The organism is Stakelama pacifica (assembly GCF_004361835.1).
Taxonomy (GTDB): domain Bacteria; phylum Pseudomonadota; class Alphaproteobacteria; order Sphingomonadales; family Sphingomonadaceae; genus Sphingomonas; species Sphingomonas pacifica.
This window is the reverse complement of record NZ_SNWD01000015.1, coordinates 38724-65190: the sequence shown is the minus strand read 5'-3', so window position 1 is coordinate 65190 and position 26467 is coordinate 38724. Positions and strand designations below refer to the sequence as shown.

Below are 26467 nucleotides of genomic sequence, written 5' to 3'. Positions count from 1 at the left end.
CGATGCGCGATTGCAGAGACCAGCGAAGCAGTGCGGCACAACCGCCATTCCGGGGCGCGCGCGGCCAGTCACGAGGTGATTCTGCTTCGCGCCCTTTGGGGAAGTGGATTCGCGCCTGCGCGGGAATGACGGGGAGGGGTGTGATGGCTGTACGGAGCGGTAGCGGGGCGGAGCTTAGGGCTGCTCCGCCCCAACAATTGCTTACGAACCCCGAATTGTGTTCGCCGTGGCGTCGTTCGCCTGTTCGGGGTGGCTGGCGGGATAGGGGTCGATCGCTTCGCCCGCAGCATTGGCGGTGAAGGTCATCTGGGTCGGATAGGCGATCTCAATCCCTTCATCGTTGAAGCGCTTCAGGATGCCGATGCCGATCACCGTGCGTTTCTCATAAAATTCGGCATAATCCGGTCCGGCATTGTCGAAGGTCACTTCGAAATCGAGGCTCGAGCCGCCGAAGCCAGTGAACCCCGCCCGAACAAAGGTCGCGCCGTGCTCTTCGACGATTTCCTGCAATATCGCGGGGATGCGCGAACAGACTTCGGGCGAGGTCTGATAGATCACGCCGATCGGGAAGGTCTGGCGGCGATGGTCGCGCCGGGTGTTGTTGCTGATTTCCTTGTCGAGCAGATTGCGGTTCGAAATGATTCGCTGATCGCCGTCGAAGGAGCGAATGCGCGTCGATTTCAGCCCGATCTGCTCGATCGACCCCGACGTACCGTCATAATGGATGCTGTCGCCCTTGCGGAACGGCTTGTCGAAGATGATCGAGAGGGCGGCGATCAGGTCGGCGAAAATGCCCTGCGCAGCAAGGCCGATGGCGATACCGCCGACACCCAGACCAGCGACCAGCCCGGTGACGTTCACGCCCAGATTGCCGAGCACCACCACCAGCGCGATTGCGAATACCGCGAAGGAAATAAAGAGGCGGATGATCCCCATCGCGCTGGTGATCGCATCGCCATGGTAGTCATCGGCGGACGTGCGCTTCTCGATAAAGCCGAGCACGAGTTCGCGCACCCATACTGCCGCCTGAAATACGGCGAATATGGTGAACAGGAACGTTACCGTGTGATCGACGGCAGGCGGCGCATCGGCATAGCCGACGACCAGCTTCGCCGCGACGAGGATCATGAACAGATTGCCCGTCTTCGCGACGGTGCGGCCAAGGATCGTGCGCCACCCGGTCGAATCGCCCGCTTGATCGCGCAGCTTGCTGCCCCAGCCTTTGACCGCGGCGAGGATCAGATAGATGCCGGTCGCGACGCCGATGGCGATCAGGATTTGCAGCCAGTGTTGCTCAATCCAGACATGCGAGGAATGGAACAGCTCGTTGAACCGGTCCTCCACGCCTTCGGAAGTGATTTTGTTCGTCGTGGCGGCGGGCGCCGCGGCGTTGCTGGACATGGGGTCTCCTGTCAGGCTGCTTCGGGAAGGGAGTCTGCGAGCGCAGATTCCTCGGCTTTCAGAAACGCGATCAGCGCGCGTTCGATACGGCTGAGATAGCGGGTCGTGCGTGGCAGGCGAAGCATGTCGCGAAACCGCTGCTGCCCTTCCTTGCACAATTCGATCAGCCGGGGATGGACATAGGATTTGCGTGCGATCGCGGGCGTGTTGCCCAGCGCGCTGGTAACCGGTTCGAGCATGGATTTCAGGCTGAGTTTTTTCTCAGCACCCGCCAGCGCCTCGAATGCGAGCACGCTCGCACCCCAGGTGCGGAAATGCTTGGCGGTGAAGTCCTCTCCCATCGCGGCATGAATATACGCATTTACGTCACTGGAAGTCACGGGATGGCATTCCCCATCCTCGTCGAGATAGTGGAAGAGGTGCTGTTCGGGCAGATCCTGACATTTCTTCACGAACCGTGCGAGCGAGGCGTCGGTGATGCGGCAGACGCGCTCCTTGCCCGATTTGGCGGTGAACTTCAGACGCAGCGTGCGCCCGCGCACCTTTGCATGGCGTTTGCGCAAGGTCGTCGCGCCGAAACTCTTATTCGCTTTCGCATAGCTTTCATTGCCGATCCGGACATGGCCGAGGTCGAGCAGCCGGACGACGGCAGCGACCGCACGCTCGCGCACCAGCCCGTGGCGGCGAAGATCGGCCTCCACCTGTTTGCGCAAGAGCGGCAGGCGGTTGCCGAAATCGATCAGCCGCTCATATTTCTCCGCCTCGCGCGCTTCGCGAAACTCGGTGTGGTAGCGATATTGCTTGCGCCCCTTATCGTCATATCCCGTCGCCTGAAGGTGGCAATCGGCGTGCGGCGCGAACCATGCGTCGCGATAAGCAGGGGGCAAGGCGATCGCGTTCAGCCGGTCGATCTCCGCCCGGTCGGTGATGCGATTGCCCTTCGCATCCCAATAGGCCCAGGAGTCATGGCGGGTTTTTTTCCGGGTGATGCCCGGCCCTGAATCGTCGCAATATCGCAGCTTCGTCGCCATGCCTGTCCTCATCTGACCGGATTGGAATGCGCGGTTCGTCGCTTCGTTCCGGAACCGCTGGACCGCTGGCGCGCTTGAAGCCGCATTCCAGCCCCCAACGGAGACGCTAAATGACTGATCTTTCAAAAAAGAAAGTGCTTATCCTTGCCACCGACGGTTTCGAACAGTCCGAACTGTTCAAGCCGCGCGAAGCACTGCTCGACGCCGGAGCCGAGGTGGTTCTCGCCTCAATCAAGACCGATGAAATTCAGGGCGTGGTCGCCGACAGCGATTCCGGCAAGACGATCAAACCCGATATGACGCTCGATAAGGTCAACGTCTCGGAATATGACGCGCTGGTCCTTCCCGGCGGCGTGATGAACCCCGATTCGATGCGGCTTCAGGACAAGGCGCTCGACATCGTTCGCGGCTTTCTGGATCAGGACAAAACCGTCGCTGCGATCTGCCATGCGCCCTGGCTGCTAATCGAAGCCGATGTGGTCAAGGGCCGCCGCGCGACGAGCTGGCCGTCGGTGCGCACTGACCTTGCCAATGCCGGTGCGGTCGTGGTCGATGAAGAGGTCGTCGTCGACGGCAATCTGATCACCAGCCGTAAGCCGGACGATATTCCCGCGTTCAACAAGGCGATCATGGAAGCGCTGACCAAAGTCAACGAACCCGCCTGATTCACACGAGCCCCTCCGCTTCAGGGGAGGGGGTGGGGTGGGGCATTGCCACGAACGGCACTATTGTCCCGGTCCCAATAATCAGGGGCGGAGCGGCTGCGGCGGCTTCGCCCCTTTTTCCGTGCCGATTGCGTTCACCCGGCGCTGCGCGGGCCGCTCGACCATATGATAGAGCGCGATCGAGGATAGTAGCACGCCGATCAGATACAGGCCGATCAGCCCCGGCGCGACATCATAGGCATCGGTCACGAATGCCAGCTTGAACGCCTTCCACAGCAGGAAATGGCCGAGATAGGTCGCATAGCTGATCTCCCCCAGATAATGGATCGCCCGGCTTTCCAGCGCATTGCCGCGCATGCCGCAGGTAAGCGCGAGGAACAGCAGCAGCGCGGCAAAGGCGATCGGCGCTCCCAGCGTTTCGGGAACCCGCCCGGCGATGGTCGCAGCGCCCGCCGCTATGCCGAGCGCGAGGCTGGCGATAATCGCGGGCAGGGGGCGCTCGGCACAGCGCAGCCACAGCGCGCAGATGCCCGTCCCGGCGACGAATTCGAACAGGCAGCGGACCAGCCCCAAATGGCTGATATCCTGTCCCAGCGTCGCCGCACCGCTTGCCGCCATTACGCCGTGCAGCGCCAGCAACAGCGCAGCGATGCCGGCGACCACGCCGATGCCCGGCACCCTGCGCCAGTCGACCAGCGCGACGAAGAGCGGGAACAGCAGATACGCCGCCCACTCGGCCGAGATCGACCATGCGGGATCGTTCCAGCTCAGCCGGTCGGTCAGCCCCCAGTTCTGGATCAGCAGGACATGCAGCGGCAGCTCGCCAAAGGGAAACTCGGCCGGGTCATGCCGCCCGGTCGCCGCGAGCAGCAGCGCGAGCGCCACTGCGCAGCCCAGCATGAACAGATGCAGCGGCCAGATTCGCGCCACCCGCCGCTGCCAGAAATGCGCGACCCCCGCTATGCCGCCGCCGCGCAGCCGCGCCCCATAGGTCAGCCACAGTACGAACCCCGACAGCAGGAAGAAGAAATCGACCGCCAGATAGCCTTTGGCGAACACGCTCAGCGCCCAGCCCGGCAGCCCCGCGATCGACAGGCGGATATGATACAGAACCACGAACCATGCCGCGATCCCGCGAATGCCGGTCAGCGCGCGCAGTTCGGGCTTGTCGGTCATGCCATCGCCGTGCGCCGCGCGCGGAGCGGGCGCCAGGCCTGCTCGCTGCGTTTGCGGGCAAGATAGGTGTCGAGCCCGATCTGCGCGCCGATCAGCATATAGATGAACGGCTGAAACGCGATCGCGATGAACGCAGCGCCGAGCAGATAGATGAGATGCGCATGCTCCAATGCACTGGCGAGCGGCGAAATCCATTCCTCGCCCTCGGCCGGTTTGGCATAGCGGCGGCGCAGCACCTCCATGCGGATCAGGCCGATCGCGTTGATCATCAGCCATAGCGCTAGGCCTGGATAGCCCTGTTCGCCCAGCATCTCGAAATAGGCGCTGTGATAGGCGCGGCCGCTGTCGACCGTCAGCGACCGGTCGATCTGGCGATTATCGGCGGTGCCCTCGGTCTTCACGGTGTCATAGCGGATATGGTTCTGACGATAGGCCTCGAACCCGCCGCCCAGCGGATGTTCGCGGGCATAAGCGATCGTCCATTTCCACACCGCCAGCCGGGTAGAGGCGCTTTCATCGCCCTGATAGGTTTTGATCGTCTCCATCCGCTGGGTAAAGGCGCTGGGGAGGAAGGGGATCGCGACCAGCGCGAGCAGGCCGGCCCCGCCCAGATAAAGCAGCCGCCGCTTCGCATCGCGCAGCATCAGCACGAACAGCAGCACGATGCACAGCAAGCCGGTGCGCGTCGACGTGCCGACCGGGATCAGCAGGCAGGCAAACACCAGCGCATAGCAGAACAGCTTCACCCGCCAGTCGCGCGCAAAGATGGTGCCGTGGCGCGGAAACCAAAGGATCAGCGGAATGATCGCGATGGCCACGGTGGAGATGGTCGATCCTTCATACAGGCCCGAATTATTGCTCACCATCAGGTCGAGCTGGCCATATCCGCCGCCCGACCCCAGCGTCTTGATCCCGCCGGTGATGATGATCGATGCGGCCGACAGCACCATGAAGGTCAGCAGCGCCTCGATCCGCAATCGCGTGCGCAGCGTCAGCGGCAGGAAGATCGCAAAGGCCAGCGCTTTCCATACCCAGTTCCATTTCTCCGGCGCGGCGAGCGGGAAATCGGCATGCAGCGTCGTATACCAGCAATAGAAAAGCAGCATCAGCATCAGGATCTGGCGCGGCGCGATCCGGGTGCCTTTCTTGTCGTCGGCCAGCACCCATCCCCCCACCGCGCAGGCAGCGGCGATCAGCGAGATCGGCACCGAATTGAGCAGGAAATAGGTCAGCCGCTGCGGCGACACGATATCGATATAGACATAAGTGAGCACGAACAGGAACGGGCGACGAAACCCCATCCCGAACAGCGCGGCCAGAAACGCGATAAAGGCAAGGTCACGCACGCCTGCCGCCCCAACGCCGCCTGTGCCCGGCACCTTCGTCTTCGCTGGAGGGCGCTTCGCTGTCGAGATCGTGGCGGCGGAACAACAGCCAGGCCGTCAGCATCAACAGGCCATGGGTGAGCGCAAGCGAGAAAGTGTCGATCATTGCGCTTCGCCCATTCCTCTTTGCCCCGATCCGGGCCACATGCCCTGCTTGCCACCCATATCTATTCCGGCTCCGGTTGACGGCGCGTTAAATGTTGGGATGGCATGGAGCAATCATGCGAATTCTTCACATTCTCGACCATTCGCTGCCGCTGCACAGCGGGTACAGCTTTCGCACCCGCGCGATACTGAAGGCGCAGATTGCGAGCGGCTGGCAGGTGGCGGGCGTCACCGGTCCGCGTCAGGGCGCATGCGATGCAGCGGCGGAGCGGATTGACGGGCTCGATTTCTACCGCACCGCCGCACCGGCGAAGCGCGCGCCCGGACTTGCCGAACTGGCCGAAGTCAGTGCCTTCGCCAGACGAATCGACAGCGTCATTCACGCCTTTCGCCCCGATATCCTGCACGCCCATTCGCCGGTCCTGACCGCGATGGCGACCGACCGCGCGGCGCGGCGGCGCGGCCTGCCCTGGATGTATGAAATCCGCGCTTTCTGGGAGGATGCGGCGGTGGGCATCGGGACGGGGCGGGCAGGCTCTTCCCGCTATCGGATGACCCGTGCGCTCGAAACCCGATTCGTGAAGCGCGCCGACGCCGTGGCGGTGATCTGCGACGGGCTGCGCGATGATCTGATCGGGCGCGGCGTTGACGGGCAAAAGATCATGGTGTCGCCCAATGGTGTCGATATGGAATTGTTCGGTACCGTGCCGCCGCGCGACGATGCGCTGGCGCGCGAACTCGGCCTTGGCGATGCCGAATTGCTGGGCTTTATCGGCAGTTTCTACGATTATGAAGGGCTCGACGATCTGATCGCGGCGATGCCGTACCTCGTGGAAAAGCGGTCGCGCGCGCATCTGTTGCTGGTCGGCGGCGGGCCGGAGGAAGCGGCGCTGCGTGCGGCGGCGCAGGCGTCGCCGGTGGCCGGGCACATCCATTTCACCGGCCGCGTGCCGCATCAGGCGGTGGAGCGCTATTACGGGCTGATCGACATATTGGTCTATCCGCGAAAGCGTATGCGGCTCACCGATCTCGTCACCCCGCTGAAACCGCTGGAGGCGATGGCGCAGCGGCGGCTCGTCGCTGCATCCGATGTCGGCGGCCATCGTGAGCTGATTCGCGACGGCTTGACCGGGACGCTGTTCCCGCCGGGCAAGCCCGCAGCCATGGCGCGCGCGCTTGCCGATCTGCTCGGGAATCGCGGCGGATGGGAAGCGCGGCGCGATACCGCGCGTGCTTTTGTCGAGCGCGAACGCAACTGGGCGGATAATGTCGCGCGCTATCGTCCTGTTTACCATTCGCTCGTACAAGGGAAGGCGAGATGACGATGCGCTCAGCCCAGCCCCGTTTCAGTGCCGCCGTGATCGGCGCGGCGATCATCCCCCTGTGCGCTGCGGCGCTCGTCGCGCTCGCGGTGATCGAGATGCCGGATGCGTTGCTGAAGGATGTGCTGGCGCCGATAACGCATATAACGCCAGATGCGACCTTTCGCGCGCTGCTGGCGCTGGGCGCGGCGATCGCGACGGCGGCACTCTGCCTGTCGGTGGTGGTGGAATTGTGGAGCGCCCGGCTGACCAGCCGCAGGCCACGGACGCGTTCGCTGCCGTCGCGGCGTGAAACCCCGGCGGCGAAAGAACAGGCGGAACCGGGCATCGTGGCGGAGACTTCGCCCGAACCCGCAGCGGCGCCCGTACCGGTCGAAGTTGCCGCCCCTGCAGGCGCCTTGCCCGAAGCGCCGGTGCCCGCGCCTGCCGGGCGGCAGCCTGCACTGCCCCATCCCGACAGCCAAACGGACGCACCGCCTGTGGTCGAGGCGGTCCCGGTCCGGCCTGCACCGCTCGCGCTCAAGCCTTCCCACCCGGAGGAGGAGAACCGGACCGTTTCCGCCACGCCCGCTTTTCCGGCTCCTTCGCCCGACACCAATATCACGTTGCTGCTTGAACGGCTCGAACGCGGGCTCGACCGGCGCGAACGCCATCGCCGCAGCGCGCGCAAAGCCGCCGAAACCACCCGGCCGGTGCGGTCCGAAACGCCGCTCCGCTCGGTCCTCGACGATTTGCGCAAGCGGGCCGTCACGCGCTGATCACCGGTCTTCGACGGTCAGCACATGGATCGTCGCGATACGCCGGTTCGCCCTTGCGCTGACCTTTGCTACTTCCAGATCGGCAACCAGATGGCCGGGTAAAGCGAACTCGCGCTCCGCCAGTCCGGCCAGCCACATGCGTGTCGCCTCGCCATCGCTCAGCGACAATTCGATCCGGTGGCGCGCGCCGGTGAAGGTGACGCTGGCCCAGCTTTCCCATTCAGCGGCGGTGACGACCGGATCGCACTGCGTTTCGGCGGCACTTCGGGCAAGCGCGCGCTCGACCAGCGTCGCTGCATCGGGGCCCCGGCTCATGCGCGCGGCTCCGAATTGCGCTCGATAAATGCCTCGATCCGGTCGACCATCGACTGGCGCGGTTCGCGACCGTTGCGCAGGTCGCGCACGAATCGCGGATCGCCCACCGCCAGCCGCCCGAATGTCGTCGGCGGCATGTCGGTCCGCCGCAGATAGCGTTCGATTTTCCATAACAAAGCCATCGCTCCCTTCTCTCGATTCGCGCTGCAATGTTCTTTTTCTGTTCCGTGAAATCCTACTTGTCTAGGATATTTCCTATGATTAAGATGCAGCCATGGAAAGCGACCCCCGAGCCGCGCTCGACGCGCTGGTGACCCGAAACGGCGAAAGCTATGCCGCGCTGTCGCGGATGATCGGGCGCAACGATGCCTATCTTCAGCAATATGTCCGGCGCGGCACCCCGCGTACGCTGGCGGAATCCGACCGGCGCTCGCTCGCTGCCTATTTCGGCGTGCCCGAAAGCCGGTTGGGCGGCGGCGAGACTCACTCGCCGGTGGTCGCGGTGCGGTCGCTGGATGTCGCCGCGGCGGCGGGGGCGGGCGGATTGATGGATGAGGAAGGGCGCGGCGCGCAGCGGCAGTTCGATGCCGCGCTGCTGCGCCATCTCGGCGTGCGCCCCGGCGATGCGTCGGTGATTCGCGTGACCGGCGATTCCATGGTCCCGACGCTGGAACATGGCGACGAGATTCTGGTCGATCGGGGGAAGCGGGTGCCGGGCAGGCGCGGTGCTTTGTTCGTGCTCCGGCTCGAAGGGGTGCTGATGGTCAAACGCCTCGCGCGCGAGGGCGAGCGGATCATGATCGCCAGCGACAATCCCGCTTTTCCGCCGATCCGGCCGCAGCCCGTGTCAGCGGTGGAGGTGATCGGCCGCGTCGCCTGGCTCGGCCGGGTGCCGGATTAGCTTGCTTCGCCGGTCAGCCGCGCCGCCGCCGGTCGGTCACATAGACGGCAAGCGCGATTGCCGCGCCGATCGCGGTTCCTGCCACTGCTCCGATCATCGGCTGGCCCAGCGCGATACCGATCGCGGCACCGGCCAGAATGGCGAGGGCGAGCAGGGCGCCGCCCGCGATGCTGTCTGATTTGGGCTCATGCTTCGACATAAGAAACAGCCTTGCCATGTCGCGCGCCCCGACGCCATAGCCGCAATGGTTCCGCCATGATGCGCCTGCAATGCGCGACGACCGACACGATAGGCGATTGTGCGCAACCCGCGAGTCGGGTTAGGACGGCAGCATGTGTCGCGCGGTCTCCCGGCGGGTCGGATGGACCGGTGCCGGTTTCTTGTTGGTATTGCAGCCGGTCGTCGCGCGCGGCCAGTCGGTGTCGCAGGACCCGGGCGCCCAGCCCGCTCCCGCCCGATCCGCACCCGCCCAAACCAGTCCGTCGCTCGATCCGACAACGCCGATGGACGCGATGCCCGATCTCGGCGTCGAATGGCCCGATCTGTCGTCGGGCGGGATCGAATCGGTTGAGGTGCCGCAGGTCGCCAGTCTGGAAACGCGCTACAGCTACCGTATCGAGGGGCTGGACGAGGTCGAGGCTGACCTGATCCGCAAACGGTTCGAGGCGCTGTCCGCGCTTGCCCAGCATAGCGGCGATCCGGCCAGCGCTGCGCAGCTCGACCGGCGCGCGCGGCAGGATGCCGATCTGCTCAAACAATTGATGCGCGCGGCGGGCTATTACGACGCCGATGTCGCGGTCGAGGTCGATCAGCAAAAGGCGGAGCCCGCCGTCATCCTGCACGTCGCGCCGCATCAGCGCTATACCTTCGAAAGCGTTGATCTTGTCGGGCTGGATCAGACCGGCGCGCGCGCGGACGATTTGCAGCAGGCGTTCGGCCTTTCGGCAGGCGATCCCGCCGATGCCGACCGGATCGATGCCGCCACGACTGCGCTGCGCGAGCGGATTCACGATACCGGCTTTCCCTTCGCCAAAGTGTCGGCGCCCGAACTCACCGTGGATCATGCCGACGGCAAAGCAGTGCTCACGCTCACCATCGATCCGGGCGGCAATCGCACATTCGGGCGGATCGAAACCGCCGATAATCGCGTCTTCGGCGGCGACCATGTGCAGGAAATCGCGCGTTTCCACCCCGGCGACACCTATGATGAGGCGGAGGTCGACGATCTGCGCCGCGCGATCATTCAGACCGGGCTCGTCTCCTCGGTACGGATCACCCCGGTGCCCGGCGACAGCAGCGATACGGTCAATCTGAACGTCGCGATGGAGCCTGCGCCGCCGCGCACGATCGCGGGCGAGCTCGGCTATGGCACGGGCGAGGGCGCGCGCGCCGAGGCGAGCTGGACGCATCGCAACCTGTTCCCGCCCGAAGGTGCGCTGACGCTGCGCGGCGTGCTCGGCACGCGCGAACAGCTCGCCAATGTCATTTTCCGGCGCAACAATTTCAAAGGGCGCGACCGGGTACTGACCGGTCAAGTGGCGGCGACGCATGTCAATCGCAACGCCTATGAAGCGCACACGCTGCAGATCGCCGCGTCGCTCGAACGCAAGACCAACATCTTCTTTCAAAAGAAATGGACCTGGTCGCTGGGCGGCGAATTGCTGGCGAGTGACGAACGTGACGTGATCGCATCGACGGGTGAGCCGAGGAAGCGCACCTATTTCATCGCCGCACTGCCCGCCAATCTGGTCTATGACGGTTCCGACGATCTGCTCAACCCGACGCGCGGCTTCCGCCTCGGCGCGCGGGTGTCGCCCGAATTGTCGCTGTCGGGCGATGTGTTCGGCTATACCCGGGTGCAGCTCGATGCCAGCGCCTATCAGCCGATTTCGGACAGCGTCGTCCTCGCTGGGCGGACGCGGCTCGGCACGATCCTCGGCGCGCCGCGCGATGCGGTCGCGCCTTCGCGGCGCTTCTATGCGGGCGGCGGCGCATCGGTGCGCGGATACGGCTATCAGGATATCGGGCCGCGCGATCCCAATAACGACCCGATCGGCGGGCGCAGCCTCGCCGAATTTTCGATCGAGGCGCGGGTAAAGGCGTTCGGCAATTTCGGCGTGGTGCCGTTTCTTGATGCGGGCAACATCTATACCGACGCGATCCCGCGCTTTTCGAATTTCCGCTTCGGCACCGGGCTTGGCGTTCGCTATTATTCCAGCTTCGGCCCGATCCGCGTCGATGTGGGCACTCCGCTGAACCCGCAGCCGGGCGATCCGCGCATCGCCGTCTATGTCTCGCTGGGTCAGGCATTTTGACCAACGAAGCCGATCTCGACGAACCGGCGGAGGGTGAGCAGCAGCCCCGCCGCCGCTGGCGCAAGCGGCGCTGGGCGGCGCGGATCGTCGCCGGGCTGATCTTCCTCGCCGCGCTGCTGGTGGCGGGGATGGCGGCGCTCGACACCGATATCGGCCATCGCTTCGTCGCCGATCGCATTGCCGCGCTGAAACCCGCCAACGGGTTGCGGTTCAAAGTCGGGCGGATCGACGGATCGCTCTATTCGAATGCGCGGATCAGCGATCTGGCGATCTACGATGCAAAAGGGCTGGTGCTGCGCGCGCCGGTGGTGAAGCTCGACTGGCGCCCGCTGGCATGGCTCGATAACCGCCTGTCGATCGAACAGCTGACCGCAAAGCGCGCGACGCTCTATAAATTGCCCGAACTCCAACCCACCGGGCGGCAGGGGCCGATCCTGCCGGGCTTCGACATCCGCGTCGAACGCTTTGCGATTGAAACGCTGACCATCGACGAAAAGATACTGGGCAAGAAACGTACCGGCCATATTCGCGCGGCGGCGGATATCCGTTCGGGCCGTGCGCGCATCGATCTGACCGCGCGGATCGACGGCAGCGACCGCTTGCTCGCAAAGATCGACGTGTCGCCCGATGATGATCGTTTCAACGTCAATGTCGCAGCGACCGGCGCTACCGAGGGCCTGTTCGCCAGACTGACCGGCATCGCAAAGCCGCTCGCGCTGCGCATCGGCGGCGACGGCAGCTGGACACGCTGGGCGGGCGCTGCCCGGATGGTGGCGGGCGATGTGCAGCTTGCCGATCTGCGCATGGGCAACCGACAGGGCGAATTCGGGCTCGCCGGAACGCTGAACCTGCAAAGCATCACCCATGGCAAGGTGCAGCGCCTGTCCGCCCCGCGCCTGTCGATCCGGGGCAAGGGCACGCTCGACCATCGCCGCCTGTCGGGAACGCTCGACCTGAAATCGGCGGCGATGACGGTCGAGAGTTCGGGCACGATCGATCTCGCCAAATCGCTGCTGCGCGATGTCCGCATTCGCGCGCGGCTGCACCGGGTGGCGGCGCTCTTCCCCGGCACCAGCGGGCGCAATGTCGAGATTCGCACGATCCTCGACGGGCCGTTCGACACCGCCAAATTCGACTATCGCATCGATGCCGACCGGTTCGCCGTCGACAATACCGGGTTCGAAGGCGTGCATGCTGCCGGGCAGGGCCGGCTGTCCAAAGCGCCCGTCACCGTGCCGCTGCGGCTGGTCGCGAAGCGGGTGACGGGCGTGGGTGATGTCGCGGGCGGTATCCTGCGCAATCTGCGGCTCGACGGTCAGCTGAAGGTGACGCCCGACAGTATCACGGGCAACGGTCTCGACCTGCGATCGGATAAATTGCGCGGCAAGCTGATCCTGTACATCGACCTGAAGACCGGACGTTTCGTCGTTTCGATGATGGGCGGATTGCACCGGTATCTGATCCCCGGACTTGGCCTTGTGGAGGTCGATTCCGACCTTCGCGCCACGCCGGTGCCGGGCGGCGGGATACGTGTCGCCGGGCGCGGATCGGCGCGGTTGATCCGGCTCGACAACGGCTTTTTCCGGTCGCTCATGCAGGGCCTGCCGCGAATTACCACGCGGCTGGAGCGCGGCCCGGACATGGTGCTGCGCTTTGACGATATGGTGCTGACCTCGCCCGCGCTCACGCTGCGCGGCAAGGGCTATCGCCGCCGCGACGGCAGTTTCCATATCGAGGCGGTGGGCGAGCATCAGGATTACGGGCCGCTCACCCTCGTGCTCGACGGCAAGATCGACCACCCGACGCTCGATATCCGCTTCGCGCGGCCCAATGACGCGCTGGGGCTGAAACAGGTCGTGACGCATCTCGACCCCACCGATCAGGGCTATAGCTTTACCGGTGAGGGCACATCGCGGCTGGGGCCGTTCACGATAGCGGGCGATATCCTGCTACCCCCCGGCGGCACCGCGCAGATCGCGATTCAAAAGCTCGCGGTCAGCGGGACGGAAGCGAACGGCACGCTCGACATTGTCGAGGGCGGTTTTGCAGGCAAGCTGGCGGTGGCGGGCGGCGGCCTGTCGGGCGCGCTCACGCTTGCGCCCCAATCGGATATGCAGCGGATCAGCGGATCGATCAGCGCGCGCGATGCCCGGCTGGGGCCCACGCTGCAGGTCGCGCGCGGCAAGAGCGATTTCGACGTGCTGCTCGATCCCGAAGGCACGCAGATCAATGCCACCGCGATTGCGCGCGGGGTGCAGGGGAACGGCCTGATGCTCGAACGGCTGAACGGCACGATCCGCATGCGCGGCGGCGACGGGCTGCTCAACGCATCGCTTGCCGGGAGCCGGGGGCGCAATTTCGCGATTCAGACTCAGGCCGAAATCCATCCCGATCTGTATGTCGTCACCGCCAACGGCACGCTGGACGGCAAGCCCATCCGCCTCACCAGTCCGGCGCGGCTGGCACGCGACGGCGACGGCTGGCGCTTGTCGAAAACCACCCTGTCCTTTGCGGGCGGTCAGGCGACGATGTCGGGCAGTACGGCGGGGGAGAGCACCAGTTTCGACGCGTCGCTCGACACCATGCCGCTATCGGTGCTCGATATCGGTTATCCGGGGCTCGGACTTGGCGGCTCGGCATCCGGCACGTTGCATTATGCGGCGGCCGGCGAGGGCGGTCCCACAGGCAAGGCGAATCTGACCGTGCGCGGGCTGACTCGGTCGGGGCTGGTACTGTCCTCCACTCCGGTCGATCTCGGCCTCGCCGCGCTGCTGCAACCCGGCAAATTCGCCGCGCGCGCGGTCGCGGTCAGCAATGGCAAGACGATCGGGCGCGGCCAGATCCGCCTGTCGCCGGGCGGGGCGGGCAGCCTGATCGAGCGGCTGGGCAATGCCCCGATGTTTGCGCAGCTTCGCTTTGACGGTCCCGCCGACACGCTGTGGCGGCTGAGCGGTATCGAACTGTTCGACCTGACCGGTCCAGTGGCGATCGGCGCGGATTTCGGCGGCAGCCTCAACGATCCACGCATTCGCGGATCGGTTCGCATGCGCGGGGGGCGGATTCAGAGCGCCACCACCGGCACCGTGCTCGCCGATCTGAATGCGAGCGGCCGCTTCGACGGCTCGCGACTGGTCATCGACGATTTTGCGGGCAATGACGGGCGCGACGGCAAGGTCAGCGGATCGGGCAGTTTCGAATTCTCGCGCGCACGCGGCGTCGGCATCGACCTTTCAGTACAGGCGGAAAAGGCGCGGCTGATCAATCGCGACGATATCGCCGCGACGGTCACCGGGCCGCTGCGCATCCGCTCGTCCGGCGCCGGCGGCGAAATTTCGGGCGATGTGCAGCTCGTCAGCAGCCGCTATCAGCTGGGCAGAGCCACAGCGGCGACCGAAATTCCGCAAATCGAAACGCGCGAAATCAACCGGCCCTTTGGCGCCGATATCGAAGACACGCCGACACGGCCGTGGAAGCTCGATCTGGACGCAAAGGCCAAGGGCGCGATGATGGTACGCGGGCTCGGCCTTGACAGCGAATGGTCGGCGGACCTGCATATCGGCGGTGAACCGACCAATCCGGCGATTACCGGCCGCGCCGATCTGATCCGCGGCGATTATGATTTTGCGGGCCGGACGTTCGACCTTGATCGCGGCGTTATCCGCTTTTCGGGGACGCAGCCGCCCAATCCCGCGCTCGACATCGCCGCCAATGCCGATACGCAGGACATCAATGCGACGATCCGCGTCACCGGCACCTCGGCTAGGCCGGAGATCAGCTTCACCAGCACGCCCGCATTGCCCGAGGACGAGCTGCTCTCGCGCCTGCTCTTCGGCACGTCGATCACCAATTTGTCGGCACCCGAAGCGCTGCAACTGGCAAGCGCGGTGGCGGCGTTGCAGGATGGCGGCAACGGGCTGGACCCGATCAACGCCGTGCGCCGTGCGGCGGGGCTCGACCGGTTGCGCATCCTGCCCGCCGATCCGCAGACCGGGCAGGCGACTGCGCTGGCTGCGGGCAAATATCTCACCCGGCGCACTTATGTGGAGATCATCTCCGACGGACAGGGCTATTCGGCGACGCGCGCCGAGTTTCAGGTTACGCGCTGGCTGTCGCTGCTCTCTTCGGTCTCCACCATCGGACGGCAAAGCGTCAATGTGCGGGTATCGAAGGATTATTAGGCGGCGAACGCTCTCCGGAATGCGCTAAGTCATTGTAATAAAATATTCTTCGTTTTGCACTCTTACTGTCTTTGAATAGCAGTCGAACTGTCTTTTCCGCCCGATAGGGATTCCCCCGGCGCTCATTTGCGCATTGGGAGGCGATGCCGCCTGCCGTCATTCAACAGGGGAATGCATATGTCGCACTTGACCGATGAAGCGCGGGCGGCAAGCCGCACCGCGCTGCAAATTGACAGCATGGACACGCCCACGCTGGAAGAAATCGTAGCTGCCAATCCCGATCGCCGCACGATCCTGCGCCGCGGTCTGATGCTGTCGGCACTCCCGGCACTTGGCGCACTGGCTGCATGCGATGACAATGATTCGGGAAGCGTCGTAACGCCTTCGCCGACCCCCACACCGGCACCCACCCCCGCACCGACGCCGACACCGACCAGCTATGCGATCGAATTCGACCCGATCGAAGCCAATTTGAACGACACAGTTACCGTGCCGCAGGGCTATACGGTCGACACGATCTTCAAGGCGGGTGATCCGGTGGAAGCCGGCGCGCCCGGCTATTCGGGCAGCTTCCAGTCGTCGGCGGAAACCGAAAAGCAGGCGGGCGGCAACCATGACGGCATGCATTATTACGAGCTTCCCGATGTCGATCCCAACACCGGCGGGCTGCTGGCTATCAATCAGGAATATCCCGACTTCAACATCCTGATGGCAGGCGATTACGATCCCGCCACCGCGACCGACGAGCAGAAGAAGATCGCGCTTTCCGCCGTCGGCGTGTCGATCATCGAAGTTGCCAAGGGTTCGGACGGCAAATGGTCGGTCAAGACCGATTCGAAATATAACAAACGCTATACCGGCAATACCATCTATCGCGCGGGCGGCCCTGCCGCCGGGCTGATCGGTCCCGAAATCGTCGGAACGCTGAACAACTGTTCCAGCGGCAATACGCCATGGGGCACCTATCTCACCTGCGAAGAGACGACCGACAATTATCTCGACCCCACCCAGCCCGAAGATGGCTATGGTTGGGTTGTCGAGATCGACCCCTATGGCGAACTGGCCGCACCGACCAAGCGTACCGCGATGGGCCGTTTCGACCATGAAAACGTCGCCTTCATGACCGATGACGATAACCGCGTCGCCTTCTATATGGGCGACGATTCGACGCCGGGCTGTATCTATAAATTCGTCTGCGCTCGTGCGTTCAACCCGGACAACCGCCTCGCCAATATCGACATGCTCGATTACGGCACGCTGTATGTCGCGCGCTTCAACGGCGATGGTTCGGGCGACTGGCTGGAACTGACGCGCGGCAAGAACGGCCTCACCATGGGCGCGACCGATCCGGGCAACACTTCGCAGGGCGCGACCACGCCCCAGACGGTTGATTTCCCCAATCAGGCGTCGGTGCTGATCAATACCAAATCGGCGGCGCGCGTTGCCGGCGGTACGGTGATGGATCGCCCGGAATGGATCACCGTTGCACCCGACAAGACCGTTTTCGTGACGCTGACCAACAATTCGAGCCGTCAGGTCACCGATGCCGCCAATCCGCGCGTGCAGAACCGTCACGGCCATATCATCCGGTGGAAGGAAGAGGGCGATTCGCCGCTCGCAATGAAATTCACCTGGGATATTCTGCTGCTGGCGGGCGATCCCTCGCTCACCACGCCGCAGGGTAACCTCACCGGCAATATCAACGGCGACACTTTCTCCAGCCCCGACGGAATCCGGGTCGATCCGGAAGGCCGGCTTTGGGTGCAGACCGACCATTCCGTCCCCGGCAATTCGGGCGTGTCGGGTCGGACGATCGAGGATGTGTTCGGGCATAACGCCATGTTCAACATCGATCGCGAAACCGCCGAATCGAAGCGCTTCCTCGTCGGCCCCGAAGGGTGTGAGATCACCGGCATCGCCTATACGCCGGACCTCAAAAACTTCTTCATCAACATCCAGCACCCGACCGGCAACTGGCCGATCGACGGGGAAGAGCCGCGCTCTTCGACCGTGGTGGTGCAGCGCAGCGACAGCGAGCCTGTCGGCGCATAACATTTGAAGTGATGTGGGCCGCGCCATGACCCGGCGCGGCCCGTTTTTCCCATCCTGCTTCCTATTGCAGTGCAACTCACGGCCTTTGGCCCGCGTTGGCAGGGCAAACAGCAAGGATGGAGCGAAATCATGCGATTCGAAGGAAAAACCGTCATTGTGACGGGCGCCGGGTCGGGCATCGGCGAAGCGACCGCACGCCGCTTTTCCGACGAGGGCGCCAATGTGATACTGATCGGCCGCACTCGCGAAAAGCTCGAGCGCGTGGCGGCGAACCTGCCCGAGGCGCGCACCCTGATCCACACCGCCGATGTGTCCAAGGCGATGCAATCGGCCGAAGCGGTGAAGGCAGCGGCCGACCGGTTTGGCGGCGTGGACGTTCTGGTCAACAATGCCGGGATCGCGACGCAGGGCGATGTAACCGCGACCGAGGATAGCGACTTTCAAAAGGTCATGGACGTCAATGTCGCCGGCTGCTTCCATATGGCGAAGGCGGCGATGCCGCATCTCAAGCGCGCAAAGGGGGCGATCGTCATGACATCGTCGGTGTCGGGACTTGGCGGCGACTGGTCGATGCTCGCCTACAATGCGTCCAAGGGCGCCGTCACCAACATGGTGCGCGCAATGGCGATGGATCATGCCGCCGAAGGCGTTCGCGTCAACGCGGTCTGTCCCAGCATGACCGACACCGATATGGCGGGCGGCATCAAGGAAGATCAGGCAAAGTTCGACGCCTTCATGAAACGCATCCCGATGCAGCGACCTGCCCAGCCCGAAGATATCGCGCCGGTCATCGCGTTTCTGGCGAGTGAAGATGCGCGTTTCGTCACGGGCGTCAATTTGCCGGTTGACGGGGGGCTCAGCGCGTCCAACGGTCAGCCGCGTCTGTAAGGGAGCAGCAGCATGGCATATGCAATCCGCATCGAGGAACATGGCGGGCCTGAGGTGCTGCGCTGGGTGGAGGTCGATCTCGCTGAACCGCAGGCGGGTGAGGCGCGGATTCGTACCAGCGCCGCGGGCCTCAACTATATCGACACTTATCACCGATCGGGCCTGTACGGCATCGATCTGCCTTCCGGGCTGGGGCTCGAGGGCGTCGGCATCGTCGAAGCGGTGGGCAGCGGCGTGCAGGGCTTCTCGGCGGGCGATCGGGTCGGCATGTTCGGTCCGGCGCTGGGCGCCTATGCCACGCATCGCAACATTCCCGCCGATCAGCTGATCCGCATTCCCGATGGTATCGATGATGAGACGGCTGCCGCGTTACTGCTCAAAGGCTGCACCGCGCAGGCGCTGATTGAGAATTGCGCGAAGGTCGAGGCGGGGCAGAGCGTGCTCGTCTATGCCGCTTCCGGAGGGGTCGGCCATATCATGACCGGCTGGCTCGACGCGATCGGGGCGAGCGTCATCGGCGTGGTCGGCAGCGAAGAAAAGGCGCAGGCAGCGCGCGACAATGGCGCTGCGCATGTCATCCGTCATGACGAGGAGGACATTGCCGCCCGTGTTCGTGAAATCACCGACGGCGCGGGTGTGCCGGTGATTTTCGACGGGGTGGGGAAAGCGACCTGGACCGCCTCGCTCGACAGCGCTTCGCGGCGCGGGCTGATCGTCAGCTATGGCAACGCGAGCGGCCCGGTGAATGACGTCGCGCTGGGCACGCTGGCGCAAAAGGGATCGCTGTTCGTCACGCGCCCGACTTTGTTCGACTATGTCGCGGGCGAGGGCGGTCGGCAGAAATCGGCCGACCGGCTATTCGCGATGGTCGAGCAGGGTGCGGTGAAGCCCGAAATCGGACAGCGTTTCGCGCTTCGCGACGCCGCCGAGGCGCATCGCGCGATCGAGGCGAGCGAAACACAGGGCGCGACGGTGCTGCTGCCCTGAACCACGGTGCATTGATCCGCACCTCAGAATCGCGATCGAGAGCCCTGCAGGGGCGCGGCGATCCAGAGGCACGCGCGCCGCGCTTCTTGCAAGGTCGGGTTTCGGGCTGGGGTGCGGCAGACCATGGCGGCCCCGGCCTGCGCCGGGGCGACGATTGCGGGAATCGCGGTGCATATAAGCCGCTAACCCCATGCGCCGCCCCGGCGGAGGCCGGGGCCGTAGGCGTGTGGCACTATAGTGGCGCGGACCGGCTCGATGCGAGGTTGCCGGGCGCTCTGGATCGCTCTGCGTCGGTACAACCGGCCCGGATCAACGAAACCCGGTATAAGCTGCGCCACCGCCGCCGGGTGGATCACCCCGGAAAGGAAATGGTGTGGAGCAGCCGCGCGACATGCGCTGCGTTCGACGCGACCATGTCGGCGGTCTTGCTCACCTTTTCGGGCACTTCGTCCAGATCCTTGAAATCGGTCGAGCCCATCGCTTCGCCCACCCAGTAACAGGCAGCGACCGGCGGGAGGGTATAGCCGACATCGTTCAGCGCCTGAAAAATCTGTGCCGAAGATGCGTGCGCGCCGTCTTCATTGCCGACGATTGCCGCAACTGCAACCTTGCCATAACTCGGCATCCGGCCATGATCGTCGGTTTCGGAAACGAAAGCGTCCATACGTTCCAGCACGCGCTTCGCCACGCTGGAAATCTGTCCCATCCAGATCGGCCCGGCAAAGATCAGGATATCGGCGGCAAGGATTTTCTCGCGCAATTCGGGCCAGGCATCGCCTTCGCCCTCGTCCGACGTTACGCCCGGCTTGATGTCATGCGCTGCCATGCGGATCGTCTCGGTGACCGTCACCTCATGATCGGCAAAGGCGGATTTGAGCACCGCGATCATCGCGTCGGTCGAGGATTCAGCGGACGGATCGGATTTGAGCGTGCAGTTGATGGCAAGGGCGTTGATCGACATGGGCGTCCTTTCGAGTAAGCAGTACGTCCATGGCCAACGTATTGAGATTGCGTTTCTTTCCGTTCCTGAAACGCAAAACACCCGGGAGTTGCCTCCCGGGTGCCTGCTGTCCGTATCCGCCTTTGGAACAGGGCGGATGAAGGATCTGTTAATTACGAAGAATAATACATGTCATATTCGACCGGGCTCGGCGTGGTTTCGAACCGGATGACATCCTGCCATTTCAGCTCGGCATAAGCCTCGATCTGGTCCTTGGTGAACACATCGCCCTTCAGCAGGAATTCGTGATCTTCCTGCAGCGCGATCAGCGCTTCGCGAAGCGAACCGCACACGGTGGGGACGTTGACCAGCTCTGCCGGCGGCAGGTCGTACAGATTCTTGTCCATGGCTTCGCCGGGATGAATCTTGTTCTGAATGCCGTCGAGACCCGCCATCATCAGCGCCGCATAAGCGAGATACGGATTGGCGAGTGCATCGGGGAAGCGGAATTCGACCCGCTTCGCCTTGCTGCCCGTGCCGTACGGAATGCGGCACGATGCCGAGCGGTTGCGGCTGGAATAGGCCAGCAGCACCGGTGCTTCGAAGCCCGGCACCAGCCGCTTATAGCTGTTGGTCGTCGGGTTGGTGAAGGCGTTCAGTGCGCGCGCATGCTTGATGACGCCGCCGATATAATAAAGGCAGGTTTCCGAAAGGCCCGCATAGCCGTTCCCGGCGAACAACGGCTCCTTGCCGTTCCAGATCGACATATGCGTGTGCATGCCCGACCCGTTATCGTCCTTGATCGGCTTGGGCATGAAGGTTGCCGATTTGCCATAGGCAGCCGCAACCTGCTGAACCACATATTTATAGATCTGCATCCGGTCGGCGGTCTGGGTCAGCGTGCCGAAAGTGAGGCCCAGCTCGTGCTGAGCGGCGGCGACTTCATGGTGATGCTTGTCGCAGGGCAGGCCCATTTCGAGCATGGTCGACACCATCTCGCCGCGGATATCGACGGCGCTGTCGACCGGCGCGACGGGGAAATAACCGCCCTTGGCGCGCGGGCGATGGCCCATATTGCCGACTTCATATTCCTTGCCCGAATTGGTCGGCAGTTCGATATCGTCGATCGCGTAATAGCTGGTCGCATAGCCGTTTTCGAAACGGACATCGTCGAACATGAAGAATTCGGCTTCGGGGCCGACATAGATGGTGTCGCCGATGCCGGTATTCTTCAGATAGGCTTCTGCGCGCTTCGCGGTCGAGCGCGGATCGCGGGCATAAAGCTCGCCGGTCGACGGTTCAACGACGTCGCAGAACAGGATCATCATCGGCGTGGCCGAAAAGGGGTCCATATACGGCGATTCGAGGTCGGGCTTCAGCACCATGTCCGACTCGTTGATCGCCTTCCACCCTTCGATCGACGAACCGTCGAACATCAGGCCGTCGGAAAGCTCATCCTCGCCCAGCGCCGAGGCGACCATGGTCAGATGCTGCCACTTGCCCTTCGGGTCGGTGAAACGCAGGTCCACCCACTCGACTTCGTTTTCCTTGATCATTTTCAGGATGCTGCTGGCGTCGTTGGCCATGATGTGCCCTTTCATATTGGAACGGATTCGCCGCGAATCGTGCAATCAAATTGCGAGCGCGGCAAAAGTCTTCTCGGAAATGCTGCGTCGCGTCAAATGGCGTCGTCGTCGCGTTCGCCGGTACGGATGCGAAGGGCCGATTCGACCGGAACGACAAAGATTTTGCCGTCGCCGATCCGCCCCGTCTGCGCCGCTCCGGCGATCGCTTCGACCGCGCGGGTCGCAAGCGAATCCTCGACCACAACCTCAAGTTTCACCTTGGGCAGGAAGTCGACGACATATTCGGCGCCGCGATAGAGTTCGGTATGGCCCTTTTGCCGACCAAAGCCCTTGGTTTCGGTCACGGTAATCCCGGAAACGCCCACTTCGTGCAGCGCCTCTTTCACCTCATCCAGCTTGAACGGCTTGATGATGGCTTCGATCTTTTTCACTCACGCTCCCCCGAAATCACAAACTCGGTCCTGTCATCCGCGCAAGGCCCTCCACCTTAAGCGCGGCATTTCGCTTCTATCGTCGCACGCGTGCCTATCAATAACCGTGCCAGTTTGCGGACGCCGGATTTCCGGGATGCGCGCATCGGCCCGATCGGTTGATATGCTTAACGAATAGGCAATATCCGACCTGCTGCCCGATAGAGCGGCAAGGGTGCGCTGTTTTGCTGCCGCTGGCAAGGCGCTGCATAAGGAAGCGGCTGAAGGAGAAGAATTGCCATGCGTATCGGGGCGCTGAAGCTGAAGCTGCAACTTTTCTGCGGGGACGCCATCGCCATCGGGCCGGGCAAGGCCGATCTGCTTGATGCGATCGCGCGCGGCGGTTCAATCTCTGCTGCAGGCCGCGAAATGGGGATGAGCTACCGGCGAAGCTGGCTGCTGGTCGATGAGATGAACCGCTGCTGGTCCGCGCCGCTGGTCGAGGCGCATCCGGGTGGCGGAAAGCGGCGCGGCGCGCGGCTGACCGCGACGGGCGAGCGGGTGCTGGCGCTATATCGCGCGCTGGAGCGGGAACTGGAAAGCGCGGCAAAAGGGGGTAGCTTTGCCGCGCTTGCCGAAATGATCCGGACCGAACCGGTTCACACGCCATAAGGCGGGTGGTGATAGCCTTTCGGGCTGAGCGTGAAGATTTCGCACCCCGTTTCGGTGATGCCGATCGAATGTTCGAACTGCGCCGACAGCGAACGGTCGCGCGTGACGGCGGTCCAGCCATCGTCGAGCATCTTCACATCGGGTTTGCCGATATTGATCATCGGTTCGATGGTGAAAATCATGCCGGGGCGCAGTTCGGGGCCGGTGCCGGGGCGTCCGACATGGACGACTTCGGGTGCGTCGTGGAAGAGCAGGCCGACGCCATGGCCGCAAAAATCGCGCACGACGCCATAGCGATGCTTTTCGGCATGGCGCTGAATGGCGTTGGCGACATCGCCCATATGGTTGCCCGGCTTTGCCTGTTCGATGCCGAGCATCAGGCATTCATAGGTCACTTCGACCAGTCGCCGCGCCTTGATCGGCACCTCACCGACCAGAAACATGCGGCTGGTATCGCCATGATAGCCGTTCAGCAGCGGGGTGGGGTCGATATTGACGATATCGCCCTCTTTCAGCGCCTTGTCGCCGGGGATGCCGTGGCAGACGACATGGTTGATCGAGATGCACGAGCTATGCGTATAGCCGCGATAACCCAGTGTCGCCGGCGTCGCACCGGCGGCCAGAAACCGATCGCGGATGAAATCGTCGAGCTCGGCCGTGTTCACGCCGGGCATGACCTTTTCGGTAAGGTCGTCGAGCACTTCGGCGGCAAGACGGCCTGCCTTGCGCATTCCTTCGAACCCTTCCGGGCCATATAGCTTGATCACGCCGTCGCGGGTGATCGCTTCGCCTTCGCTGACATCAACATATTCGGTCATCGGGGCCATATAGCGCGGCTTTGCCCGCTTTGCGAGGGGGGCGATCCCGGCTATGCACCCATGCATGACCGAACGTATCTGGACCGCAGCGCTCGCCGTGATCGGCGACGAAATCCTTTCCGGCAGGACGCAGGACCGGAATATAGCGCAGCTCGCCACGTGGCTGAATGCGCAGGGCATCCGCCTTGCCGAGGTGCGCGTCGTGCCCGATCGCACCGAAGCGATCGTCGAAGCGGTGAACGCGCTTCGGGCGCGCAACGACTATCTCTTCACCACCGGCGGCATCGGGCCGACGCATGATGATATCACCGTCGATGCGATCGCCGCCGCGCTGGGCGTCGGCGTGATTGTCCATCCCGAAGCGCGCGCGCAGCTGGAGGCGCATTATGCGACGCGCGGCGGCCTTACCGAAGCGCGGCTGCGCATGGCGCGAACGCCCGAGGGGGCGGAACTGATCGTTAATCGCATGTCGGGCGCGCCCGGCATCAAAGTCGCCAATATCTTCATTCTGGCGGGCGTGCCGCATATCGCGGCGGGGATGATGGACGCGCTGACCGGCACGCTGGAGGGCGGAAAGCCGCTGGTCGCGCGCCAGATCGGCTGCTGGACCGGTGAGAGCGAAGTCGCCGATCTGCTGCGCGAGGCCGAGAAAGGGCATGAAGGCGTCGCGATCGGCAGCTATCCCTTTTTTCGCGAAGGGCGCACCGGCGCCAATTTCGTCGTCCGCGCCACCGACCCGGCGCTGGTCGATGCGTGCATCACCGACCTGACCCGCGCGCTTACCGATAGCGGCCGCGAGGTCGTTGAGGGCGGGATATAGTGGCGGGCGGGCAAGCCCAAATCACGCCGATTTCTGCTTCGCGGGAGCATGGGGGATTTCGCTGCGCGCTGAAAAACTGTCCGGGTCGGCTGCCTCCCAGTGGCGCGCGTAAATCGTTTCGTCGGGCGCGTCGATCAGCTGGTTTTCATCGATAAAGGCGTCGAGCGCGTCGATGCTGCCCGCCTTGATCGCATCACCGCGCATCGACAGGTGGTGGGGGCGCAGGTCGCGGGGATGTTCCAGCCCCGCCGCCGCCACGATATCGGCAAGCGCTTCCAGCGTCTTTTCGTGAAAGCGCGCCGCGTGCTTCGACTGGGTATCGACGACCAGCCCGCGCTGACGGATCGGGTCCTGTGTCGTGATGCCGGTGGGGCAGGTGCCGGTGTGGCAGCGCTGCGCCTGAATGCAGCCGATCGAGAATAGAAACGCCCGCGCCGCGTTGCACCAGTCCGCGCCGATAGCGAGATTTTCCGCCATGCCTGCGCCTGAAAACACCTTTCCGCTGGCCCCCAGCCGGATATGCTTTTTCAGGCCCGTTCCGACCAGCGCATTGCGCATCAGGATCAGCCCTTCGCGAAGCGGCATGCCGACATGGTTCGACAGTTCCAGCGGCGCTGCCCCGGTGCCGCCCTCCGCGCCGTCGACCACGATGAAATCGGGCAGGATGCCGGTCTTTCGGATCGCCTTCATGATCGCGAACACTTCGTGGATCTGGCCGACGCACAGCTTCAGGCCGACCGGCTTGCCGCCCGACATGTCTCGCATCGATGCAGCGAATTCGAGCATTTCGCATGGCGTCGAAAACGCCGAATGGCCGCGCGGCGAGAGGCAGTCCTGATGCGCAGGCACTTTGCGCGTTTCGGCGATCTCCTGAGTCACTTTCGCGCCCGGTAACATGCCGCCATGGCCGGGCTTCGCGCCCTGGCTGAGCTTGATTTCGGTCATCTTCACTTGGTCGCGCTGCGCGCCTTCGGTGAAGAGATCGGGATCGAACGAACCGTCCTCGTTCCGGCAGCCGAAATAGCCTGAGCCGATTTCCCACACCACATCGCCGCCATGTTCAAGGTGATAGCGGCTCAGCCCCCCTTCGCCGGTATCGTGAAAATAGCCGCCGGTCTTCGCACCCAGATTGAGCGCGCGGATCGCATTGGCCGACAGCGAGCCGAAACTCATCGCCGATACATTGAGCAGCGACGCCGAATAAGGGTGGCGGCACTGATCGGTGCCGATCAGCGTGCGCGGCGATTTGTCCGGCTTCTCGGCCGGTTTGATCGAATGGTTGATCCACGAATAGCCCTCGGCATTGACATCCAGTTCGGTGCCGAAGGGATGCGCCTCGCTCGTCCCGCGCGCACGGGCATAGACCAGATTGCGCGCCTCGATGCTGTAGGGTTTTCCCTCCAGATCGCCCTCGACGATATATTGGCGCAGATAGGGGCGCAGGTCGAAGAACAGCCAGCGGATATGCGCCGCTACCGGATAGTTGCGGGTCAGCGTCAGATGCTCCTGAAAACTATCGTACAGGCCGAGCAGCAGCAGCGGGACCGAGATCACCAGCCCGATCAGCCAGCCAGGGTGGAGGTTCATGCCAAGAATGACGAACAGCGCGGTGAACAGGATCGCGGCGATGAACAGCTGCGCCCGAACCATGAAGCCGAGCACCGATCGCAGATATTTCAAGCAAGCCTCCGAAAATGTCGATTCGACAAGCGAACGACCGTGGCGGCGCTTTGGTTCACGAG

At 63.8% G+C, this 26467-nt stretch carries 24 protein-coding genes; 11 read left to right on the top strand and 13 right to left on the bottom strand.

The window, feature by feature from the left end:
- Window positions 1-201: 201 nt before the first annotated feature.
- Window positions 202-1401: a mechanosensitive ion channel family protein gene (locus tag EV664_RS16635; RefSeq protein WP_133496845.1), complete on the bottom strand. Its 1200-nt coding sequence runs from the start codon at window positions 1399-1401 to the stop codon at window positions 202-204.
- A gap of 11 nt (window positions 1402-1412) precedes the next feature.
- Complete coding sequence (locus tag EV664_RS16630) at window positions 1413-2432, bottom strand: DNA topoisomerase IB (RefSeq protein WP_133496844.1); 1020 nt, start codon at window positions 2430-2432, stop codon at window positions 1413-1415.
- Window positions 2433-2542: 110 nt separating this feature from the next.
- On the opposite strand from EV664_RS16630, the gene EV664_RS16625 reads away from it, so the two are divergent.
- Window positions 2543-3097 (top strand): type 1 glutamine amidotransferase domain-containing protein, encoded by a 555-nt coding sequence (locus tag EV664_RS16625; RefSeq protein WP_133496843.1) that lies wholly within the window; start codon window positions 2543-2545, stop codon window positions 3095-3097.
- Window positions 3098-3178: 81 nt separating this feature from the next.
- On the opposite strand, the gene EV664_RS16620 is transcribed toward EV664_RS16625, so the two are convergent.
- Genes EV664_RS16620 through EV664_RS19340 form a run of 3 tightly spaced genes read right to left on the bottom strand, consistent with a single transcriptional unit; the run spans window position 3179 to window position 5764 of the window.
- Window positions 3179-4273 carry an acyltransferase family protein gene (locus EV664_RS16620; RefSeq protein ID WP_133496842.1) on the bottom strand — a complete coding sequence of 365 codons (1095 nt, stop codon included), beginning with the start codon at window positions 4271-4273 and terminating at the stop codon, window positions 3179-3181.
- The gene (locus EV664_RS16615; RefSeq protein WP_133496841.1) at window positions 4270-5619 is read right to left on the bottom strand and encodes a putative O-glycosylation ligase, exosortase A system-associated; all 1350 of its coding nucleotides are present in this window, start codon (window positions 5617-5619) and stop codon (window positions 4270-4272) included. Before EV664_RS16615 ends, EV664_RS16620 begins: the two co-directional genes overlap by 4 nt.
- Window positions 5612-5764 carry a hypothetical protein gene (locus EV664_RS19340; protein WP_162848890.1) on the bottom strand — a complete coding sequence of 51 codons (153 nt, stop codon included), beginning with the start codon at window positions 5762-5764 and terminating at the stop codon, window positions 5612-5614. The genes EV664_RS16615 and EV664_RS19340 overlap by 8 nt, the downstream gene beginning before the upstream one ends.
- Before the next feature lie 115 nt (window positions 5765-5879).
- Here EV664_RS19340 and EV664_RS16610 point away from each other — a divergent pair, with 115 nt between their 5' ends.
- Together EV664_RS16610 and EV664_RS16605 are read left to right on the top strand one after the other, a co-directional pair.
- Window positions 5880-7085, top strand: coding sequence for a TIGR04063 family PEP-CTERM/XrtA system glycosyltransferase (locus tag EV664_RS16610; protein ID WP_133496840.1), 1206 nt, complete (start codon window positions 5880-5882; stop codon window positions 7083-7085).
- Window positions 7082-7843, top strand: coding sequence for a hypothetical protein (locus tag EV664_RS16605; RefSeq protein WP_133496839.1), 762 nt, complete (start codon window positions 7082-7084; stop codon window positions 7841-7843). The genes EV664_RS16610 and EV664_RS16605 overlap by 4 nt, the downstream gene beginning before the upstream one ends.
- On the opposite strand, the gene EV664_RS16600 is transcribed toward EV664_RS16605, so the two are convergent.
- On the bottom strand, window positions 7844-8158 hold the full coding sequence (locus EV664_RS16600; RefSeq protein ID WP_133496838.1) for a hypothetical protein: 315 nt from the start codon (window positions 8156-8158) through the stop codon (window positions 7844-7846). It abuts the gene before it with no gap.
- Window positions 8155-8340, bottom strand: a complete 186-nt coding sequence (locus EV664_RS16595) for a hypothetical protein (protein WP_133496837.1) — start codon at window positions 8338-8340, stop codon at window positions 8155-8157. Before EV664_RS16595 ends, EV664_RS16600 begins: the two co-directional genes overlap by 4 nt.
- A 92-nt stretch (window positions 8341-8432) precedes the next feature.
- On the opposite strand from EV664_RS16595, the gene EV664_RS16590 reads away from it, so the two are divergent.
- Window positions 8433-9059, top strand: coding sequence for a S24 family peptidase (locus EV664_RS16590; RefSeq protein WP_133496836.1), 627 nt, complete (start codon window positions 8433-8435; stop codon window positions 9057-9059).
- A 13-nt stretch (window positions 9060-9072) separates the two neighbouring features.
- Here the strand turns inward: EV664_RS16590 and EV664_RS16585 are convergent, their stop codons facing one another.
- Window positions 9073-9258 carry a hypothetical protein gene (locus EV664_RS16585; RefSeq protein ID WP_133496835.1) on the bottom strand — a complete coding sequence of 62 codons (186 nt, stop codon included), beginning with the start codon at window positions 9256-9258 and terminating at the stop codon, window positions 9073-9075.
- Window positions 9259-9391: 133 nt separating this feature from the next.
- Between EV664_RS16585 and EV664_RS16580 the strand changes: the two genes are divergently transcribed.
- From EV664_RS16580 to EV664_RS16560, 5 genes are all read left to right on the top strand, one after another.
- Window positions 9392-11374: an autotransporter assembly complex protein TamA gene (locus EV664_RS16580; RefSeq protein ID WP_133496834.1), complete on the top strand. Its 1983-nt coding sequence runs from the start codon at window positions 9392-9394 to the stop codon at window positions 11372-11374.
- A complete protein-coding gene (locus tag EV664_RS16575) occupies window positions 11371-15552 on the top strand; it encodes a translocation/assembly module TamB domain-containing protein (RefSeq protein ID WP_229668317.1) in 4182 nt (1393 codons plus the stop codon). The genes EV664_RS16580 and EV664_RS16575 overlap by 4 nt, the downstream gene beginning before the upstream one ends.
- A 177-nt stretch (window positions 15553-15729) precedes the next feature.
- Entirely contained in the window at window positions 15730-17604 is a 1875-nt protein-coding gene (locus EV664_RS16570) for a PhoX family protein (RefSeq protein WP_133496833.1), read from the top strand.
- Between the two features lie 129 nt (window positions 17605-17733).
- Window positions 17734-18492: a meso-2,3-butanediol dehydrogenase gene (budC, locus tag EV664_RS16565; RefSeq protein ID WP_133496832.1), complete on the top strand. Its 759-nt coding sequence runs from the start codon at window positions 17734-17736 to the stop codon at window positions 18490-18492.
- A gap of 12 nt (window positions 18493-18504) precedes the next feature.
- Complete coding sequence (locus EV664_RS16560) at window positions 18505-19479, top strand: quinone oxidoreductase family protein (protein ID WP_133496831.1); 975 nt, start codon at window positions 18505-18507, stop codon at window positions 19477-19479.
- A gap of 352 nt (window positions 19480-19831) precedes the next feature.
- Here the strand turns inward: EV664_RS16560 and EV664_RS16555 are convergent, their stop codons facing one another.
- From EV664_RS16555 to EV664_RS16545, 3 genes are all read right to left on the bottom strand, one after another.
- A complete protein-coding gene (locus EV664_RS16555) occupies window positions 19832-20440 on the bottom strand; it encodes a flavodoxin family protein (protein WP_133496830.1) in 609 nt (202 codons plus the stop codon).
- 152 nt (window positions 20441-20592) lie between these two features.
- The gene (gene glnA / locus EV664_RS16550) at window positions 20593-22005 is read right to left on the bottom strand and encodes a type I glutamate--ammonia ligase (protein WP_133496829.1); all 1413 of its coding nucleotides are present in this window, start codon (window positions 22003-22005) and stop codon (window positions 20593-20595) included.
- A gap of 92 nt (window positions 22006-22097) precedes the next feature.
- A complete protein-coding gene (locus EV664_RS16545) occupies window positions 22098-22436 on the bottom strand; it encodes a P-II family nitrogen regulator (RefSeq protein WP_133496828.1) in 339 nt (112 codons plus the stop codon).
- Between the two features lie 279 nt (window positions 22437-22715).
- Here EV664_RS16545 and EV664_RS16540 point away from each other — a divergent pair, with 279 nt between their 5' ends.
- Complete coding sequence (locus tag EV664_RS16540) at window positions 22716-23087, top strand: winged helix-turn-helix domain-containing protein (protein ID WP_133496827.1); 372 nt, start codon at window positions 22716-22718, stop codon at window positions 23085-23087.
- On the opposite strand, the gene map is transcribed toward EV664_RS16540, so the two are convergent.
- Window positions 23075-23905 (bottom strand): type I methionyl aminopeptidase, encoded by an 831-nt coding sequence (map, locus tag EV664_RS16535; RefSeq protein WP_133496826.1) that lies wholly within the window; start codon window positions 23903-23905, stop codon window positions 23075-23077. The genes EV664_RS16540 and map overlap by 13 nt on opposite strands.
- A gap of 64 nt (window positions 23906-23969) precedes the next feature.
- On the opposite strand from map, the gene EV664_RS16530 reads away from it, so the two are divergent.
- Window positions 23970-24725, top strand: a complete 756-nt coding sequence (locus tag EV664_RS16530) for a competence/damage-inducible protein A (protein WP_133496825.1) — start codon at window positions 23970-23972, stop codon at window positions 24723-24725.
- 21 nt (window positions 24726-24746) lie between these two features.
- Here EV664_RS16530 and EV664_RS16525 read toward each other — a convergent pair whose 3' ends face one another.
- Window positions 24747-26312, bottom strand: a complete 1566-nt coding sequence (locus EV664_RS16525) for an FMN-binding glutamate synthase family protein (RefSeq protein ID WP_229668323.1) — start codon at window positions 26310-26312, stop codon at window positions 24747-24749.
- Window positions 26313-26467: the final 155 nt, after the last annotated feature.